At 49.7% G+C, this 17,569-nt stretch carries 18 protein-coding genes; 10 read left to right on the forward strand and 8 right to left on the reverse strand.

The window, feature by feature from the left end; all coding sequences use genetic code 11:
• The first annotated feature begins 10 nt into the window (after positions 1 to 10).
• Both ubiA and O9X78_RS06945 read left to right on the forward strand, forming a co-directional pair.
• The gene (gene ubiA / locus O9X78_RS06940) at positions 11 to 895 is read left to right on the forward strand and encodes a 4-hydroxybenzoate octaprenyltransferase (RefSeq protein ID WP_269618898.1); all 885 of its coding nucleotides are present in this window, start codon (positions 11 to 13) and stop codon (positions 893 to 895) included.
• Between the two features lie 3 nt (positions 896 to 898).
• On the forward strand, positions 899 to 2,050 hold the full coding sequence (locus tag O9X78_RS06945) for a GNAT family N-acetyltransferase (protein ID WP_269618899.1): 1,152 nt from the start codon (positions 899 to 901) through the stop codon (positions 2,048 to 2,050).
• A 15-nt stretch (positions 2,051 to 2,065) separates the two neighbouring features.
• Here the strand turns inward: O9X78_RS06945 and O9X78_RS06950 are convergent, their stop codons facing one another.
• Positions 2,066 to 2,449, reverse strand: coding sequence for a hypothetical protein (locus O9X78_RS06950; protein WP_269618900.1), 384 nt, complete (start codon positions 2,447 to 2,449; stop codon positions 2,066 to 2,068).
• A 26-nt stretch (positions 2,450 to 2,475) separates the two neighbouring features.
• On the reverse strand, positions 2,476 to 3,795 hold the full coding sequence (gene trhP / locus O9X78_RS06955) for a prephenate-dependent tRNA uridine(34) hydroxylase TrhP (RefSeq protein ID WP_269618901.1): 1,320 nt from the start codon (positions 3,793 to 3,795) through the stop codon (positions 2,476 to 2,478).
• Between the two features lie 144 nt (positions 3,796 to 3,939).
• Here trhP and O9X78_RS06960 point away from each other — a divergent pair, with 144 nt between their 5' ends.
• Together O9X78_RS06960 and O9X78_RS06965 are read left to right on the forward strand one after the other, a co-directional pair.
• On the forward strand, positions 3,940 to 4,653 hold the full coding sequence (locus tag O9X78_RS06960; protein ID WP_269618902.1) for an OmpA family protein: 714 nt from the start codon (positions 3,940 to 3,942) through the stop codon (positions 4,651 to 4,653).
• Positions 4,654 to 4,888: 235 nt separating this feature from the next.
• Entirely contained in the window at positions 4,889 to 6,409 is a 1,521-nt protein-coding gene (locus tag O9X78_RS06965; protein ID WP_269618903.1) for an OmpA family protein, read from the forward strand.
• A 95-nt stretch (positions 6,410 to 6,504) separates the two neighbouring features.
• On the opposite strand, the gene O9X78_RS06970 is transcribed toward O9X78_RS06965, so the two are convergent.
• Positions 6,505 to 7,098, reverse strand: coding sequence for a DUF938 domain-containing protein (locus O9X78_RS06970; protein ID WP_269618904.1), 594 nt, complete (start codon positions 7,096 to 7,098; stop codon positions 6,505 to 6,507).
• Positions 7,099 to 7,188: 90 nt separating this feature from the next.
• On the opposite strand from O9X78_RS06970, the gene O9X78_RS06975 reads away from it, so the two are divergent.
• On the forward strand, positions 7,189 to 7,647 hold the full coding sequence (locus O9X78_RS06975; RefSeq protein ID WP_269618905.1) for an EVE domain-containing protein: 459 nt from the start codon (positions 7,189 to 7,191) through the stop codon (positions 7,645 to 7,647).
• Between the two features lie 19 nt (positions 7,648 to 7,666).
• Here O9X78_RS06975 and yaaA read toward each other — a convergent pair whose 3' ends face one another.
• The 3 genes from yaaA to O9X78_RS06990 all read right to left on the reverse strand — a co-directional run bounded on the left by yaaA (position 7,667) and on the right by O9X78_RS06990 (position 9,711).
• On the reverse strand, positions 7,667 to 8,443 hold the full coding sequence (yaaA, locus tag O9X78_RS06980) for a peroxide stress protein YaaA (protein ID WP_269618906.1): 777 nt from the start codon (positions 8,441 to 8,443) through the stop codon (positions 7,667 to 7,669).
• Between the two features lie 11 nt (positions 8,444 to 8,454).
• Complete coding sequence (locus O9X78_RS06985) at positions 8,455 to 8,958, reverse strand: DUF4265 domain-containing protein (protein ID WP_269618907.1); 504 nt, start codon at positions 8,956 to 8,958, stop codon at positions 8,455 to 8,457.
• A 114-nt stretch (positions 8,959 to 9,072) separates the two neighbouring features.
• Positions 9,073 to 9,711 (reverse strand): hypothetical protein, encoded by a 639-nt coding sequence (locus tag O9X78_RS06990; protein WP_269618908.1) that lies wholly within the window; start codon positions 9,709 to 9,711, stop codon positions 9,073 to 9,075.
• Positions 9,712 to 9,779: 68 nt separating this feature from the next.
• Here O9X78_RS06990 and O9X78_RS06995 point away from each other — a divergent pair, with 68 nt between their 5' ends.
• The 4 genes from O9X78_RS06995 to O9X78_RS07010 all read left to right on the forward strand — a co-directional run bounded on the left by O9X78_RS06995 (position 9,780) and on the right by O9X78_RS07010 (position 13,070).
• Entirely contained in the window at positions 9,780 to 10,298 is a 519-nt protein-coding gene (locus O9X78_RS06995) for a TRAP transporter small permease subunit (protein WP_269618909.1), read from the forward strand.
• Positions 10,288 to 11,661 (forward strand): TRAP transporter large permease, encoded by a 1,374-nt coding sequence (locus O9X78_RS07000; protein WP_435056047.1) that lies wholly within the window; start codon positions 10,288 to 10,290, stop codon positions 11,659 to 11,661. The genes O9X78_RS06995 and O9X78_RS07000 overlap by 11 nt, the downstream gene beginning before the upstream one ends.
• Positions 11,662 to 11,742: 81 nt before the next feature.
• Entirely contained in the window at positions 11,743 to 12,132 is a 390-nt protein-coding gene (locus O9X78_RS07005) for an acyl-CoA thioesterase (protein ID WP_269618910.1), read from the forward strand.
• Between the two features lie 83 nt (positions 12,133 to 12,215).
• Positions 12,216 to 13,070, forward strand: coding sequence for an SDR family oxidoreductase (locus O9X78_RS07010; protein WP_269618911.1), 855 nt, complete (start codon positions 12,216 to 12,218; stop codon positions 13,068 to 13,070).
• Between the two features lie 100 nt (positions 13,071 to 13,170).
• Here the strand turns inward: O9X78_RS07010 and O9X78_RS07015 are convergent, their stop codons facing one another.
• Both O9X78_RS07015 and uvrD read right to left on the reverse strand, forming a co-directional pair.
• Positions 13,171 to 14,307, reverse strand: coding sequence for a TRAP transporter substrate-binding protein (locus tag O9X78_RS07015; RefSeq protein WP_269618912.1), 1,137 nt, complete (start codon positions 14,305 to 14,307; stop codon positions 13,171 to 13,173).
• 16 nt (positions 14,308 to 14,323) lie between these two features.
• Positions 14,324 to 16,495 (reverse strand): DNA helicase II, encoded by a 2,172-nt coding sequence (gene uvrD, locus O9X78_RS07020; protein ID WP_269618913.1) that lies wholly within the window; start codon positions 16,493 to 16,495, stop codon positions 14,324 to 14,326.
• 64 nt (positions 16,496 to 16,559) lie between these two features.
• Between uvrD and O9X78_RS07025 the strand changes: the two genes are divergently transcribed.
• Positions 16,560 to 17,495 carry a MurR/RpiR family transcriptional regulator gene (locus O9X78_RS07025; RefSeq protein ID WP_269618914.1) on the forward strand — a complete coding sequence of 312 codons (936 nt, stop codon included), beginning with the start codon at positions 16,560 to 16,562 and terminating at the stop codon, positions 17,493 to 17,495.
• Positions 17,496 to 17,569: the final 74 nt, after the last annotated feature.

The following is a 17,569-nucleotide window of genomic DNA, read 5'->3' on the forward strand; positions in this document are numbered from 1 at the left end:
TGGCTGCCTTATGAACGCATTACTCCAGCATATAAAAAAGCAAACCCCCCAGTATCTCGCTCTCATGCGCGTAGATCGGCCGATTGGCACCTACTTGGTGTTATGGCCAACATTGTGGGCGCTGTGGTTTGCGGCGAAGGGGCTGCCAGACTGGCACATTCTCATTATTTTTGTGCTTGGCACATTTTTAATGCGCTCTGCAGGCTGCGTAATTAATGACTTTGCCGACCGAAAAATAGACGCCCACGTGAGCCGCACCAAGCAACGCCCCTTTGCCACTGGTGCAGTCAGCGAAAAGGACGCATTGTTGTTATTTGCCGTGCTTTGCTTGCTGGCCTTTGTGCTCGTCTTATTCACCAATTTACTAACCGTATTATTTGCCTTTGGCGCCGTGGCTTTAGCCGCTACCTACCCCTTTATGAAGCGCTACACCCATTTACCTCAATTGGTGCTGGGGGCTGCGTTTGCCTGGGGAATTCCGATGGCGTTCACCGCACAAACCGGCGAACTTCCACCGCCAGCGGCATGGCTGCTCTATATTGGCGTATTGATATGGACAGTCGCTTACGACACCTTTTACGCCATGGTTGATCGCGAAGACGATTTAAAAATTGGCGTGAAATCGACCGCAATATTGTTCGGTGACGACGACAAAGTGATTACTGCCATGCTGCAATTCTGCGTGGTCGTCGTGATGCTCATGGCCGGCCCGCGCTTTGACATGAGCTTTATCTACTACGCGGGCATCATTGCCGCCAGCGGACTATTTATTTATCAGCAGCAATTGATTCGCTACCGGCAAACTGAGAAATGCTTTAAAGCATTTCTAAATAATAACTGGGTAGGTGCCGTTATTTTTGTCGGTATTGCTCTGCACTTTCTGATGGAGACATAAACATTGAGCAAACTTGAGTTAGAGTTTGTCAGTGCCATTGCTGAAATTGGTGCCGAGGCGTGGAATAGCGCCGCTGGCTGCGACTACCCCTTTACCCGCTATGAGTTTTTACACGCGCTTGAAGCGAGCGGCGCGGTCGCGAAAGACAAGGGCTGGCAAGCCCATCATCTTATTATTCGCCGTGATGATGAACTTCTTGGCGTCATGCCGTTTTATATCAAAACCCATAGCTATGGCGAGTATGTCTTTGACTGGTCGTGGGCCGACGCTTACCAGCGTCATGGACGCCCGTACTATCCAAAATTACTGTCCGCTATTCCGTTTACGCCGGCGACCGGGCCACGCCTGTGCTTGGTCGATGAAAACGATCGTAGCGACGTCATGGCCGCACTCGCAAAAGCACTGCCGATACACGCGAGCGAACTCGGCTTCTCATCAGTGCATATCCTTTTTTCCCGCGCTGAAATGGCGAGCATATGGTCGCAGGAGGGTCTGATGCAGCGCATCGGCCCTCAATATCATTGGTACGACCGAAACTATGGGGATTTCGAGGGCTTTTTAGCGGAGTTTAGCTCTCGCAAGCGCAAAGGGCTACGCAAAGAGCGCCGCGTGGTGGCGGAGCAGGGTTTGAGTTTACAGCTTATTTCGGGAGCTAAGGTAAGCGCCGAACAATGGCGTTTCTTCTTTCACTGCTATCAACTAACCTACGCAAAACGAAGCGGTCACGGCGGCTATTTGCCAGAATCATTCTTTACTCAGTTAGCGGCAACCATGCCAGAACACTTGGTAATGGTACTTGCCAGTCATGGCGATGAACCGGTGGCCGTGGCGCTAAACTTTCGCGACAAACACACACTCTACGGTCGCTACTGGGGCTGTATTCGCGAGTATGAATTTCTGCACTTCGAAACCTGTTACTACCAAGGCATTGAGTATTGTCTGAGGGAGGGTTTGCGGCATTTTGACCCTGGCGCGCAGGGCGAGCACAAGATTCAACGCGGCTTTACGCCCATCTTGACCTACTCAAATCACTGGCTGGCCGACGCTGATTTTTCCGCCGCCGTTGAGCGGTTTTTAGATGATGAGCAGATCCATATTGGCAACTATCTGCGGGAAGCCAGCGAGATGCTGCCGTTTAAAAAGACCGACGACTAAGCCGGTCATCCCCTGTTACTGTTGGGCGTTTTTTAAAACTCGCTCAACGTAAAGTAGGCAGATGATCGGCAATATAAAGCTACAGGCGATCTGCACGGTTTGAATGATGTCTTCTAGCGTCCACGGCGCATCGCGGCTAGTCCAATACACCACGATCGGCATGGCAATAAATATCACCGTAGGTAAATAGCGCCAGAGATAATAACTCATGCTTGACGCTGCTTCGGCATCAGCGCGGCGGTAACAATAAAAGGTGATTAACACCACCAAGAATCCGATAATCAACACATAATAGCTGCCTAAAATACCGGCGAGTAAATTCAAAATAGCGCCCAATACCAAGCTAATTAAACTAACATTAACCAGTCCGCGAAGTATGCGTAGTTTACGTCGTTCCATGTTCACTCCTACTATTATTTGAGTGCTTAAGCGTGAATGTCTTTGACCAGTAGACCGTATTTAAGTGCCGTTTCGGCCAGCGGTTGATCTAAGGGGATTTGCACCCGATGACCCGACCCCGGCGCCGCACTGATTGATTTACCGTGTTTGTCACTCAGGGTCTTTAGAGTAAACCGAGTATTCCCACCCGGCATCATCAACTCTAGGGTATCACCTGTTTCAAATCGATTTTTAACATCAACGGTAATGACAGAATCCCGGGCATCCACAATCTCACCCACAAATTGTTGCTGCTGCGCATTGTTTACACCCATTTCGTAATTTTGGTATTCCTTAGGGGGATGCCGACGATAAAAGCCCTCGGTATAACCTCGATTGGCGAGTGTTTCCAGTTCGTCCATAAGATGCATGTCGAAGGGCTTACCGTGGGCAGCGTCATCTATGGCGCGGCGATACACCTGCGCAGTTCTGGCAACATAGTAGTGCGACTTGGTCCGGCCTTCTATCTTTAGGGAGTGCACACCCATCGCCGCCAACCGTTCCACATGCTGCACCGCGCGCAGGTCTTTAGAGTTCATAATATAGGTGCCATGCTCATCTTCGTAAGCGGGCATAAATTCACCGGGACGCTGAGCTTGTTGCAGTAGTACCGCTTCTTCCATTGGCTGCGGTGCCGGCTCAGGAATATAGGTTTGCACCGCAACAAGATCACCTGTTTCATCTTCTTTGGCTTCGTGGGCCTGATATTTCCAACGACAGGCATTGGTACACGCACCTTGATTGGGATCGCGGTGATTCATATAGCCAGACAGCAGACAGCGACCTGAATACGCAATACACAGCGCGCCGTGAACAAAGACTTCAATCTCCATCTCGGGCACCCGCTGGCGGATTTCTTCAATTTCATCAAGCGCCAATTCCCGAGACAGTATGACCCGTTGAATACCGTTCTGATGCCAAAATTTTACCGCCGCCCAGTTCACCGCATTGGCCTGCACGGATAAATGAATCGGCATATCAGGCCAGTTTTCACGCACCAACATCATCAAGCCGGGATCTGCCATGATTAATGCGTCCGGCTTCATTTCTATCACGGGGCCCAGATCACGAAGGTAGCTGCGAATTTTGTCATTATGGGGCGAAATATTAGACGCTAGATAAAATTTCTTGTTCTGCCTATGAGCTTCTTCAATGCCGCTGCCCAAGGTCTCTAAATCTTTGAACTCGTTATTTCGCACCCGCAGGCTGTAGCGTGGCTGACCCGCATAGACAGCATCTGCGCCATAGGCGAAGGCATAGTGCATATTGCGGAGACTACCAGCGGGAGAAAGAAGTTCGGGAATCATGGTGCTAAAACCTTGAAATCAGATTAAGTGATGGGGTGCCTATGGTAGCGTAAACCTAGGTATTCTGCGCTATTGGTGACTAGACTGACGTTAGTTACACTCTGCATGAGCTGCATTAGACATATAAGACCGGGAAAGACGATATTGAACATTTGCTTCACACGATTGCTACTAAGCCAGCTCTTAATAGTATTGCTGGCGTCTTCATATTGCGCTGCGGCAACATCTCGACCAAAGGATAGCGACGGCGATGGCATAGCAGATAGCGATGATCGTTGCCCAGAAACATTAGCAGCAGCCGTCGTTGATAGCTATGGCTGCGCAGATAGCGATAACGACGGTATCATCGACACCATTGATCACTGCCCTAAAACCCCACCGGGTGAAAATGTTGACCAGTTCGGCTGTGTAGACAGCGACAATGACGGCGTAAAAAATGGCGACGATCAATGTCCGCGCACCGCGGCTGGCGCCCGGGTAATGCGAAACGGGTGCTCGGCAAAACAAAGTGTCGGTCTAGAAAGCATTTGGTTTGACTACGGCACCGCCGATATCAGCAATGAAGCCCATGAACAACTTGCACATGTCGCCGAGGTATTGATGCTGAAACCGAAGTATCGGCTAGCACTTCAAGGCCACAGCGACAGCAGCGGCTCATCTGACGTGAACTACCGGTTGTCACGAATTAGAGCGAATGCGGTTAAAAACCAATTAATGGCACTGGGAGTCACATCAGACCGTATTGATATTGAGGCCTATGGCGACACCATGCCCATTGCAGACAATAATACCGACGAAGGCAGGGCTAAAAATCGTCGCGTCGCCCTAAGAGTGATTCGAGCCTCACCGTCGAAGTAAATACGCATTACTATATCGATCAATTTAATATCAGCTAGAATATCATCTGCTACTTTACTGTTTTTATCAGAGAGTTTAGGATTTCTGCGCACTCAAACGTTAAGTTGCACGCATTTTTAATAATTTATTTACGCTATTATGGAACACTATGCCTTAAAGTATGTATTAAGCCTCGCGATGACGTGGTAATTTGCGACTTATAAAAGGTATAACTTTAATGATTCAGGGGATGTTTATGAGCAAGCAATGGAAAACTGCTCTTGCGGCCGGTGTGATTTTAGCATCGGCGGCGAGTGCGGCTATGGCTGAGGCCGAAAAGGAGAAGGGTTTCTACCTTGGTGGTAACGCCTTTTATAATCAAGTATTTGACGCAGACGGCACAGTAAGCACCTCTAGCGCTGGCGGCGTTGGCGCGCTAGGCGCGATTCCCGTTCTGGGTGATCTTCTCAATGGCTTGCTGGGCGGTGGCGCAGCTGCCAATGCCAATTTTGAAGCAAGCTACGATGATGACTATAGCTACGGCGTCACCTTCGGTTATAAATTCGAAAGCCCTTACCGACTGGAATTTGAATACCGTCAAGGCGAAAATGATATTGATAGCTTAAGCGGCCCCGGCGGATCTCTTGCTAGCGACGGCACACTGGAAGTGACCTCTATGATGGGTAACTTGTGGTATGACTTCTCAGCTGGAGAGCGCCTGCGTCCCTACATTGGTTTCGGTTTGGGTCAAGCAAACCTAGATTTCGGCGATGGCGACGATGACGTCCTTATCGGCCAATTGGGTGCTGGTATCACTTACTATATGACACCTCGTCTAGCCGTAGATGCGGGTTACCGCTACAGCATGTCTGAAGATGCGAGCTTTGAGTCTGCCGCAACTAAAACGGAAATTGAATACAGCGCGCAAAGCGTGATGGTTGGTTTGCGTTATAACTTCTTCGACGCGCAATACGGCGTAAAAGATGCAGATGGTGACGGTGTTTCTGATGAAATGGATCAGTGCCCAGGCACACCAAGCGGCGTACAAGTTGACAGCGTTGGTTGCCCACTTGACGGCGATAACGACGGTGTTGCTGACTACCTAGATCAGTGCCCGAACACACCTGCTGGCGCAGAAGTAAACGCGGTTGGTTGCCCTTTAGACGGTGACAACGATGGTGTTGTAGATGCCGACGACGCTTGCCCTGATACTCCAGCTGGCCAAGCTGTTATGTCTAACGGCTGCGCAAAAGATCAGGCTGTGATTCTACGCGGTGTAAACTTTGAACTTAACAGCGCTAAGTTAACCATGAACGCTGAAACTATCCTGAATGATGTTGCGGCAACATTGACTAGTTCACCTGGTTTCAATGTTGAGCTACAAGGTCACACAGATAGCAGCGGCAGCGACAGCTACAACATGAACCTGTCTCAGAACCGTGCCAAATCAGTGAAGAACTACTTGGTTGGCAGTGGCGTTGAAAGCAGCCGCTTGACTGCAACTGGCTACGGCGAAGAACAGCCTATTGCTAGCAACGAGACCAGTGAAGGACGCGCTGAAAACCGCCGTGTTGAGCTGAAAGTATTGGGTAGCGAAGACGCAATGGTTGCTGCGCCTATGTCATACGATGAGCCAATGGTTGAAGATGAGCCGATGCTAGACGAGCCCATGGTTGAAGAAGCTCCAATGACCGTCGAAGAGCCAATGCTTGAAGACGAGCCTGTAGAAGAAGAATATCAGTCATACGAAATGTCTGAGGATGAGCTAGATTACTAATATGCCTCTTGGCAGTTAGTTTTAGCTTAGGAAAAACCCGGCTCTGGCCGGGTTTTTTTATGCACTCAATGTAGCGATAACGTTGATATTAGATACTAGCGACGGCGCTGCCAGACAAGTAGCTGATTATTCGCCGGCATGTTGTGGTCTGCCAGCAGACTAAAACTCGCATTGTGAGCAAGCCTTTCAATGGCCTCAAAATCACGTATGCCGCTAACTGGATTATTGCCCTTTAACCAAAGATCGAAGTCCGCATTACTGGGCGACGTGAACTCACCTCGATATTTAAATGGGCCGTAAATACACAATAAGGCCGTCGCCTTTAGGTGCTTATCCGCCTTAGCGAAAAACAACTCCACCTCTGGCCAGCCCATTATATGGAGCGTATTAGCAGTAAAAATGGCATCGTACTGCTCTGCTGGCCACACCTCATCTCGAATATCTAAACTCAACGGCGCAGGCAGCGAGGTTTCCGCCAACCAGCTACGTATGCCCGAAATATTTTCAAACCGATCACTACACTGCCATAGTAGCCATGGCATATGGGCAGAAAAATACACAGCGTGCTGGCCAGTGCCACTGCCGACTTCCAGCACATCATGGGAATCCTGCAGCACCGCTTTTAAGTGATTCAAAATCGGCTGTTTATTATTTTCGCAGGCTTGCGAGAATGGCTTAATTTCACTCATAGTAGGGTTATCGCCGTAACACACCATCAACGCGACGGTGGTAGAGAAGTAATAATAATCCAGTTTAGCGTTTTGGAGGCGCAGTCAACAATGACCTATTGGTTAATGAAGTCAGAACCGGACACCTTCAGCTTAGATGATTTACGCAGCCGCCCAGATAGCACCGAGCATTGGGACGGCGTGCGCAACTACCAAGCAAGAAATATGATGCGCGACCAAATGAAGTGCGGTGACAAGGTCTTTTTTTACCACTCCTCTTGTCCTGTGCCGGGCATAGCCGGTATCGCCAAGGTAGTTAAGGAGGCCTACCCAGACGGCAGCGCGCAAAACCCCGAGTCTCGTTATTACGATCCTAAAGCGAGCGCCGACAACCCACGCTGGTTTATGGTAGACGTAAAATTCGAACGGAAATTTAAACGCTTGATTCCCTTGTCAGAGTTAAAAGCCGAACCGGCATTAGGCGAGATGAGACTGCTCAAGAAGGGCAGCCGCCTGTCTATAATGCCGGTGAGCAAAGCAGAGTGGCAGCAAATACTGTCTATGGTCTGAGCGCTAAGAGCAATGCAAACTAAACTGGGGCGTCCCTTAAGAATACCCACTCACGCGCGGTAGAGTGTTCTGGGCTGAAGTAATATCCATCGCTATCAAAGGCTTTCAGCTGCTCAACGTCAGAGATACGCTGCTGAATAATATAGGCCGCCATCAGCCCCCGCGCTTTTTTCGCATAGAAACTGATAATTTTATATTTGTCGTTTTTAAAATCTTTAAATACCGGTGTGATGATGTCAGCTTTCAGGGCCTTAGGCTTAACCGCGCTAAAGTATTCGTTTGAAGCAAGATTGACCAAAACCTGGGAATTGATTTCAGCCAGCTGGGTGTTAAGCGCCTTGGTTATTTTCTCGCCCCAAAACTCATACAAATTCTTGCCGTCGTTATTTTCAAACTGAGTCCCCATTTCCAGACGATAGGCTTGTATTAAATCTAAGGGTCTGAGCAAGCCATAAAGCCCAGACAAAATACGCAAATGCTGTTGGGCGAACTCGAAATCATCGTCAGTAAAACTGTCTGCATTTAATCCCGTGTAAACGTCGCCGCGAAACGCCAGCACCGCCGCCTTGGCATTATCCGGCGTGAAGGGGCGCGCCCAATTCATAAAGCGATGATGATTTAATTCGCCTAACTTGGGACTAATTTTCATCAGTGCCGAAATATCATCGGGGCTGAGCTTTTGCAATTGCGAAATCAGCTTTTGCGAGCGCGGCAAAAAATCACCTTGCGTGAATTTCGCGGTGTGCGACGGACTATCAAAATCTAAGGTTTTCGCCGGAGATATTACAAGTAACATGGTCTGTCCTTTCAGGCCTGCAACAAGGCTTGCCACCAATTTAGTGGCTCGCCGCTATCCGCATCATATACATTGCCATAGAGCCAAGTAGCCGTGTCGCCGTTAATCCATTTATTCATGAGTTCTTCGATGCTGCTGAATCCTACGCCAAAATGGATGCTATAGACCAAGGCGCGTTCCGTTTTAATATCAAGGCACCCCCCCAGTTTTTCAAATTCAGCCGTGAGCTGCATTTCCAGTACCTCATTGGGCTCCCGAAAAAACACCCTGACACAGAGATTCCCTCCGCGCTCGACCACAATAAACCGCCCACGAGAATCGGGGTTTAGATTGATCGTATCCATGGCAGCTACTCCGCGCACAAACAGCGGTGACTTGAGCAGTCGATAATCACCGCTGTTCTGCAGCGGGATCGCGAGTACCTTTTCAAAAATTGGTTGTTTATTAACCGGATGAGTGCCCGCGTATAACTCCAGCAGCGTTTCCTGATCGGCAAAAGGTGCGTTATCTGTCATAGGATTTAGTGTGTTACTTAATGATTCGGTATCTCGGAGGCACAATGATACCGATTTTACTCGCTCACCGCACGGTGACGCAGGGCAGGCGGGCGCTATTACTGCTATAGAAAATTACTGACCGGGAAATTGAATACCAATCGGCGGCGGCGTGTAGTAATTTGCCGGACGCGCTTGCTGCTCAATAGCAATTAATTTAAAGCCACCTTCAACCTGAAGAACACCACGATCCTGCTGATCTTTAAACGCGCTCTCGAGAGCAATCAACTTGTTACCGCGTTCATTCTTCATTGAGCTGGCAAAGCGTCGAAAAAACTGACGCAGGCCATCGCTGGCGGCAATAACCTCCGCGTTGTCAGTGAGCACAGCAAGGTATTTAGCGCGACCGTCGCTAGCAGTGTAAACTCGACCTTTAATACCAGCGACGTCGCTGAACTGGCCCGTAGGTGTCAGACTTACCTCATGGGTATCTGGTACTACGATAGCTTGGCCTTCTTGCGCACTATTGATCATGTCACCGACATCATCAACATTCATGACCACGCGCGCGCCGCTTTGTGTAAGTACGGCAATGGCTTGCTGGCCATTGATAATAGAATAACCAAGCTGGCCGCGATCCACGCGAATATGTTGGTCATCTCGGTAACTTAGGGTAAGAGTTTCTTTACCCATGGCATAACGGGCAACAATGTCTGCCTGTACGCTGCCCGCGTAGGCAAAGCCAAGCAATGTAAGAATAATAATAGAACGCATGGTGTCTCCTTGGCATCTGTGCCCACAGAATAGCTATAATAAGCAGCTAATTTAGGGATACCCGAATAGTGAAGCAGTGTGTTTATTTAATAGATTACCTTACTGAGCGACTTGGACGTCTGCTAGCGTGGTTAATTCCCTTAATGATGTTAGGCACAGCCGCAGTGGTGATCATGCGCTACGGCTTTGGCGAAGGGATGACCGCGCTACAAGAATCTGTAACCTACTTACACGGCACCGTGTTTATGCTCGGCGCGGCCTATACGTTAAAGCACGGCGGCCATGTCCGCGTAGATATCTTCTATCATCGCTTTTCACCACGCACTAAGGCATGGATCGACAGCATTGGCTGCATCCTATTTTTATTGCCGCTCTGCGGATTAATATTGATCACCAGTTGGGATTTTAGCGCGAACGCTTGGGAGATACGTGAGGCATCAGTAGAACCCGGCGGACTGCCCTTTGTTTACCTGTTAAAAAGCCTGCTTCCCTTGATGGCGATCAATCTCGCGATGCAAGGAATTGCCGAATTATTACGCAATGCCATCATCCTGAGCGGCGGGGAGCTAATTAGCCATGCTGATTGAGTTTCTACCGCTGTTAATGTTTGCCGTAATTTGCTTAGTGTTAATGCTCGGCTACCCCGTGGCCTTTAGTCTTGCAGGAACCGCCATGCTATTTGCGGGTATTGGTATTAGCATCGGCCATTTTGATGCTTCCTTTCTATCGGCACTGTCTGGCCGTTTATATGGCACGATAAGCAATGTGACCTTAATCGCCGTACCCTTATTTGTATTAATGGGCGTACTTCTTGAAAAGAGCCGCCTAGCCGAAGAACTGCTCAGCAATATGGCAGCGCTATTTGGTCGTCGCAGAGGTGGTTTGGGGTTTTCAGTCATATTGGTAGGTATGCTGCTCGCGGCCAGCACCGGCATTGTTGGCGCAACGGTCGTCACTATGGGCTTAATGTCACTGCCGACTATGCTAAAACGGGGCTACGATCCGAGCTTAGCAACCGGCACCATCTGCGCCACAGGCACCCTCGGGCAAATTATTCCGCCGTCTATCGCTCTCGTTCTACTCGGCGACACTCTGTCTAGCGCCTACCAACAGGCGCAATTAGATTTAGGGGTATTCAGCCCAAAAACCCTGTCTGTCGGCGATTTATTTATTGGTGCACTCGTACCAGGCCTGATGTTGGTCGTTCTTTACTTGTTATACATGGGCTACATTGCCATCACACAACCGGAGAAAGCCCCCGCCGCCAGCGATCTCGATCCACCGCCAATAAGCGCGCTACTCAAAGGACTACTTCCTCCAGTTGCCTTAATCCTAACCGTACTGGGCTCTATTTTAATGGGGGCTGCCACGCCTACCGAAGCAGCGGGTGTAGGCGCCTTAGGCGCGGCACTCATGGCAGTCGCTAAAGGACAGTTAAGTTGGACACGGATGGGAGAGGTCGGTCGAGAAACCCTAAAAGTGACCTGCATGGTCTTTATGATTCTGATCGGCGCAGCCGTATTTTCATTAGTATTTCGCGGCTTTGGTGGCGATGACCTCATTCAACATTTTTTCGCACAGCTACCCGGCGGCGTCATCACCGCAACCTTCATCGTGATGTTAGTGATATTTCTACTAGGCTTCATTCTCGATTTTATTGAAATCACCTTTGTGGTGGTGCCAATTGTGGGGCCAATATTGCTGGCGATGGGAGTAGACCCGATCTGGCTTGGCATTATGATCGCCCTCAACCTACAAACGTCTTTTTTAACCCCGCCATTTGGTTTTGCGCTATTTTATCTGCGCGGTGTTGCACCACCATCGGTCAGCACATCAGAAATTTATCGAGGTGTTGCACCGTATATTGCACTGCAATTACTCATGCTTACTTTGCTGGCACTTTGGCCTTCTTTAGCGACGTGGCTGCCGTCTTTCGTTCGAGGTGAATAATGATAAGTGTGACATTGACAATTCATCTGGGCACACGTTAACTGTGCGTCTTTAATATTTTCTACCAAGAGATTACAAATTATGCGTGACATCGACGACACGCCAAAACCCACAGGCGAATTAGCCTTACAAACTGTTGCAATGCCCGCCGACACCAACCCTAGCGGCGATATTTTTGGCGGCTGGTTAATGTCACAAATGGATCTTGCAGGAAGCGTTACCGCTTCACGGCGAGCCGGAGGACGAGTCGCAACTGTTGCCGTCGATGGTATGGCATTCATGACCCCTGTCAGGGTCGGCGCAGTTGTAAGCTGTTATACAGAAATCTTAGATGTTGGCCGCAGCTCGATTCGCGTTCGTGTAGAGGTCTGGATTACCAGCCTACATCAAGACGAACCCGCCAAAGTCACCGAAGGTGAATTTGTCTTTGTCGCAATCGATGGCAATGGTCGCACCCGCATCGTCGACTGAGTTACTCCTGCTACAGAAAGACGATGTAAACCTGCCGTAAAACAAGGCAGACTCTGCGCTGACGACAATAATGGAGAATAACAATGTCGATGCATAATAGAGTCTGCTTGATCACCGGTGCAACAAATGGAATTGGTAAAGCGACAGCCCTCGCATTGGCCGCACAAGGTGCGGAGCTATTTGTTGTATGCCGAAACCAAGCAAAAGGCGAGGCACTACTGGCGGAAATTAACGAACAATCGCCGGAATGTCACAGCACACTTCTACTCGGCGATCTCGGCAAATTCTCTGACATTAGACGCGTCGCAACACAATTTTTAGATACCGGAAAACCACTTCATTTGCTGATGAATAACGCCGGTGTCGTCAACACCCACCGCAAGCTCAGTAGCGATGGCATTGAAGAAACCTTTGCGGTGAATCACCTCGCGTATTTTTTAATGACCGAACTACTCCGCGATCGCTTAATACAAAGTGCCCCGGCGCGCATCGTCAGTGTGGCGTCCGCAGCGTATAGCTTCGCCAATGGCGTCCAGTTCGACGACCTAGAGTTTAAGACCACACCCTACAAAACTTTTAAGGTCTACGGACATTCAAAATTGTGCAATATTTTGTGGACGCGACAACTCGCGAAACAACTAGAAGGCACCGGCGTCACGGTAAATTGTGTGCACCCCGGCGCGGTTAGCACCGGCCTAGGCCATCAAGATCACGTAGTGATAGGAAAAATCATCGGGCTGTTAATGAAGCCCTTTTTTCGAAGTCCCGCATCTGGCGCAAAAACGTCTATCTTTGTCGCAACATCGCCAAGCTTAGCTAATATTAGCGGCGAGTATTTTTCAGACTGCAAACCCAAACGACTAAAATCTTGGGCGAAAGATGACCGCGCGGCGGAACGTCTATGGCAGGTAAGTGAAGCCTATTTAAAACGCGCCTAGCGGTATTTTTACAGTAAAGAGTAACTTGGCTAACAACCCTAAAGCATATTTTACGAATGCGCTTTAGGGCATAATTTAATAAAAAAATGATTTAATTAAATTACAAATCCCGCGAATTGATATAAGACTGCTCAGAAATATGATGATAAGCCTTGGCGCCTTCCATAAAGTTTTTCCAGCTTGTGTAGACCTTTTTAGTAAGCGGATCACTATTGCCAAGCTCTTCTAAATACTCATCAGACGCCTTGTGCAACTCGCGAATAACATCGTCTGGCAGTTTCCGTAGCTGCACGTGATGAACGTCAACTAGCTCGCGCAGCGCAGCGTTATTTCGCGCCGTGTACTCATCGAGCATATCGGCATTGGCGTAGCGTGCAGCAGTTTCAACAATCGCTTTTAAGTCTTCTGGTAAAGCCTCAAACGCCTGTTTGTTAATAATTAATTCCAGTGTCGAACCAGGCTCATGCCAGCCCGGATAGTAATAGTATTTGGCCACTTCGTGAAAACCGAAGGCGAGGTCATTGTAGGGTGCCACCCATTCTGTCGCGTCAATCACACCGGTCTGTAAAGAGGTATATAGCTCACCGCCAGGCAGGGTAACCGATGTGCCCCCAAGGCGATTCCAAACTTCGCCGCCAGAACCAGGGATGCGCATTTTCAGGCCTTTAACATCAGCGACAGAATTAATTTCTTTATTAAACCAGCCCGCCATTTGCACGCCAGTATTGCCGCCTGCCATCGGAATCAAATTAAATGGTGCATAGGCTTCGCGCCATAATTCCAAGCCACCACCGTGGTATAACCAGCCATTCATTTCCTGCGCGGTCATGCCAAAGGGAACCGCGGTGAAAAAGATAGACGACGATAATTTCCCTTTCCAGTAATACGCCGCGCCGTGACCTGCTTCGGCGCTGCCGGTAGACACCGCGTCGAAAACCCCTAGCGCAGGCACAAGTTCGCCAGCGCCATACACTTTTATTTGCAGACGACCGTTGCTCATTTTATTCACGATGCTCGCAAATTTTTCAGGCGCGGTGCCAAGCCCAGGAAAATTCTTAGGCCATGTGGTTACCAGCTTCCAGTGAAAAACCTGCTGACCGCTCGCGCTACTCTCTTGGCGTTGAGTGCTGTGATCTTTACTTCGCTCACCAACATATAGCCAACTCATAGCAACTAAAGCTGCAAGCAAGGCTAAAATAACCAGCGGTGAATAATTGGTTTTTACGGCCTTATTCATTGTTATTATTCCTGTCTTACAGTAACTGCAAATTCGCGTATTGAAGCACTAACCACTTACTGCCTTCGTCTTCAAAATTCACCTGCACCCGCGCGCTGGCGCCTTGGCCTTCAAAGCTAAGCACGACACCAGCGCCAAAAATACTGTGTAAAACCCGCTGACCCAAACCAAAGCCAATAGACGCCGCCGCTGCCTGTTGGGCACTGGTGGTACTTTGTGCGTAGCTACTTGGACGAGTGACGGTATTATTGATTCGGACTTCATCAATGAGTTCGTTGGGGATTTCACGCACAAAACGCGACAGGCTATTAAAGCTCTCTTGGCCGTGCAAACGCCGAGATTCTGCATAACTTAAATATAATTTTTTCTCTGCGCGGGTAATACCTACGTAAGCAAGGCGACGCTCTTCTTCAAGTCGCTCTGGGTCTTCCATCGACATTTTATGGGGGAAGAGATTTTCTTCCACGCCGACCATAAACACCGCCGGAAACTCCAGCCCCTTGGCCGAGTGCAAGGTCATAAGCTGCACGCTGTCTTCATGTTCATCAGCTTGCTGATCACCGGCATCCAAGGCAGCCTGATCAAGGAAGGCGCGCAGCGGTTCGGCTTCCTCGTCTTCCGGGGTATAGCCCCGCGCGGCGGTAATCAGTTCCTGTAAGTTCTCGACTCGCGCCTGAGCTTTCTCACCCTTTTCTTTTTCATGAAAGGCAATTAGGCCAGACTTATCAATGGCGATACTGACTTGTTCATCTAAGGGTACATCTTGGCACTGGGTCGCAAGATCTTCGATGAGTGACAAAAACCCGCGCAAGGCATTACCCGCTCTAGCAGGCAGCAAGCCATTTTCAATAATGGCGACCGCAGCCCGCCACAAAGACGTTTGATGCTCTCGAGCGTATTCACGCAATATTTCCACGGTGCGGTTACCGATACCACGGGTGGGCGTATTAATAACCCGCTCGATGGCAGTGTCGTCATCGCGCAGAGCAATAATCCGCAAATAGGCGAGGGCGTTTTTAATTTCGAGCCGATCATAAAAGCGTTGGCCGCCATAAATCCGGTAGGGCACGCCAGCGCGAATCAAATACTCTTCCAGCACCCTCGACTGAGCGTTGCTGCGGTAGAGGACGCCAATATCGCCGCGGCGATAATCATCGCGCAGGAGTTCATCAATGCGATCAGTAACAAAACGCGCTTCGTCTTGCTCATTAAACGCAGCAAACAACGCGATTTTGTCGCCATCTTCACCCTTGGTCCACAGCTCCTTTCCTAGCCGCTGGCTGTTATTGGCGATGAGGGCATTGGCGGCTTTGAGTATGGTGCCGGTGGAGCGGTAGTTTTGTTCTAGGCGAACTACCTGAGTATTTGGAATATCTTTGGAGAACTGCTGAATGTTTTCAATCCGCGCGCCACGCCAGCCGTAAATAGACTGGTCATCATCGCCCACGGCGGTCATCGCCATGCCTTTACTGGTCAATAATCGCAACCACGCGTACTGCACGGCGTTGGTGTCTTGAAACTCATCCACTAGAACGTGCTTAAAGCGCTGTTGGTAATGATCAAGAATCGCGGGATTGTCTCGCCATAATTCCAGCGCCCGCAGCAGTAACTCGGCAAAATCGATAACGCCTTGCTGACGACAGACTTCTTCGTAACGGCGGTAAACCTTGAGCATGGTGCTCAAATGGTGATCGCCACCAAAATCGTCAATATGCGCTGCGCGACGACCTTCGTCCTTGTGCCCATTAATAAAATACTGGGATTGACGCGGCGGCCAACGGGCATCGTCAAGTTCTAATTCACGATGAATACGCTTGAGCTGCCGAAGTTGATCGTCGCTATCCAAAATTTGAAAGTTGTCGGGCAAGCCGGCTTCACGGGCATGCGCTTTAAGTAAGCGATGAGCTAGACCATGAAAGGTGCCCACCCACATGCCGTGATTAAGATTACCGCCTAAAAGCGCCTCTATCCGGCCACGCATTTCGCGAGCGGCTTTATTGGTAAAGGTGACCGCCAAAATACTGTAGGTAGACAGGCCTTCGACCTTAATCTTCCAGGCTATACGGTGCACCAAGACTCTGGTTTTACCACTACCGGCACCCGCCAGTACTAGCGTGCCGATGCTATCGGCAGTTACCGCGTCACGCTGCGCGTCGTTGAGATCATCAAGAATATAAGATACGTCCATGGCGGCATATTCTACTGGGATTACGCGGCGCTGGCACCGCTAATCTCGGATCCGGATCAATTTGATGACTGACAACGCCAATATCCCCGTCCTGCGTTACAATAAAGCCAGCCAAACCAATAACAGCAAGCCGGTGGACACCACGTTGAGACCCAGAAATATCATTCGCGCGATGGAAAGCAGCCGAGAGCAAATGCGCCGCTCTGAGCGCAAGGTCGCTGACTATATTCTGGCAAACCGCAAAGAAGTCATTCACATGCGGATTGTTGACCTCGCCCAAGAGGCCCACGTTAGTGAACCCACCGTGGTGCGCTTTTGCCGCGCCATTGGCTGCGACGGTTTCCAAAACTTTAAAGTCGCGCTGGCTCAGCACATTGCCCACAGCCCGGAGTATGAAGAATTTAGCTTTGGCGACGAGGACTCTGCCCGTCAATACACCTTCAAAGTCTTTGACTCCACCATGGAGACCTTAAAGAAAGTTCGCGATAGCGTCGACGTCACCGCTATCGAAAAAGCCGTGGAGCTGCTCAGCAATGCTCGTCGTGTAGAATTTTACGGCTTTGGTGCTTCTGCGGCCGTGGCCACCGATGCCCAGCACAATCTGTTTCGCCTTCAGATTTCTGCCAGCGTGTATTCCGACCCCCATGTACAAGCCATGTCGGCCATGTCCTTAGACCCCAACGATGTCGTGGTGGTCATATCCCAGTCTGGCCGAACCAAGGCCTTGCTAGACGCTATCAATTTAGCCCAGCAAAATGGCGCCCCCGTCATCGCATTAGCACCAACAGGCTCACCGGTAACAAGCGCCGCCGACCTCGCCATTTATATCGACGTCGATACCGATGATGGCGACTACACACCCTTGCCATCCCGTCTTGCTCATATGGCGGTGTTAGATATTCTCGCAGTGGGTATTTCCCGCAGCAAAGCCGGTGTACGCGAACATTTAATCGCCATAGAAAAAGGCCTGCAGGTACTGCGTACAGATATTAAGGAGTAAGTGCTTTTTTACGTCGTTGATTACTCTGCTTATAGTTATAAACGAGCAGTGCAAAAGTAGTGCGCTATAGTGAT

The sequence above is a fragment of the Zhongshania aquatica genome, assembly GCF_027257955.1.
Classification (GTDB): Bacteria; Pseudomonadota; Gammaproteobacteria; order Pseudomonadales; family Spongiibacteraceae; genus Spongiibacter; species Spongiibacter aquatica.

What these genes read in the sequence shown, in the direction of transcription:
- ubiA (WP_269618898.1), top strand. Translation starts at nt 11, where the DNA reads ATGAACGCATTACTCCAGCATATAAAAAAGCAAACCCCCCAGTATCTC.
- O9X78_RS06950 (WP_269618900.1), bottom strand. Translation starts at nt 2,449, where the DNA reads ATGGAACGACGTAAACTACGCATACTTCGCGGACTGGTTAATGTTAGT.
- trhP (WP_269618901.1), bottom strand. Translation starts at nt 3,795, where the DNA reads ATGATTCCCGAACTTCTTTCTCCCGCTGGTAGTCTCCGCAATATGCAC.
- O9X78_RS06965 (WP_269618903.1), top strand. Translation starts at nt 4,889, where the DNA reads ATGAGCAAGCAATGGAAAACTGCTCTTGCGGCCGGTGTGATTTTAGCA.
- O9X78_RS06970 (WP_269618904.1), bottom strand. Translation starts at nt 7,098, where the DNA reads ATGAGTGAAATTAAGCCATTCTCGCAAGCCTGCGAAAATAATAAACAG.
- O9X78_RS06975 (WP_269618905.1), top strand. Translation starts at nt 7,189, where the DNA reads ATGACCTATTGGTTAATGAAGTCAGAACCGGACACCTTCAGCTTAGAT.
- yaaA (WP_269618906.1), bottom strand. Translation starts at nt 8,443, where the DNA reads ATGTTACTTGTAATATCTCCGGCGAAAACCTTAGATTTTGATAGTCCG.
- O9X78_RS06985 (WP_269618907.1), bottom strand. Translation starts at nt 8,958, where the DNA reads ATGACAGATAACGCACCTTTTGCCGATCAGGAAACGCTGCTGGAGTTA.
- O9X78_RS06990 (WP_269618908.1), bottom strand. Translation starts at nt 9,711, where the DNA reads ATGCGTTCTATTATTATTCTTACATTGCTTGGCTTTGCCTACGCGGGC.
- O9X78_RS07000 (WP_435056047.1), top strand. Translation starts at nt 10,288, where the DNA reads ATGCTGATTGAGTTTCTACCGCTGTTAATGTTTGCCGTAATTTGCTTA.
- O9X78_RS07005 (WP_269618910.1), top strand. Translation starts at nt 11,743, where the DNA reads ATGCGTGACATCGACGACACGCCAAAACCCACAGGCGAATTAGCCTTA.
- O9X78_RS07010 (WP_269618911.1), top strand. Translation starts at nt 12,216, where the DNA reads ATGTCGATGCATAATAGAGTCTGCTTGATCACCGGTGCAACAAATGGA.
- O9X78_RS07015 (WP_269618912.1), bottom strand. Translation starts at nt 14,307, where the DNA reads ATGAATAAGGCCGTAAAAACCAATTATTCACCGCTGGTTATTTTAGCC.
- uvrD (WP_269618913.1), bottom strand. Translation starts at nt 16,495, where the DNA reads ATGGACGTATCTTATATTCTTGATGATCTCAACGACGCGCAGCGTGAC.
- O9X78_RS07025 (WP_269618914.1), top strand. Translation starts at nt 16,560, where the DNA reads ATGACTGACAACGCCAATATCCCCGTCCTGCGTTACAATAAAGCCAGC.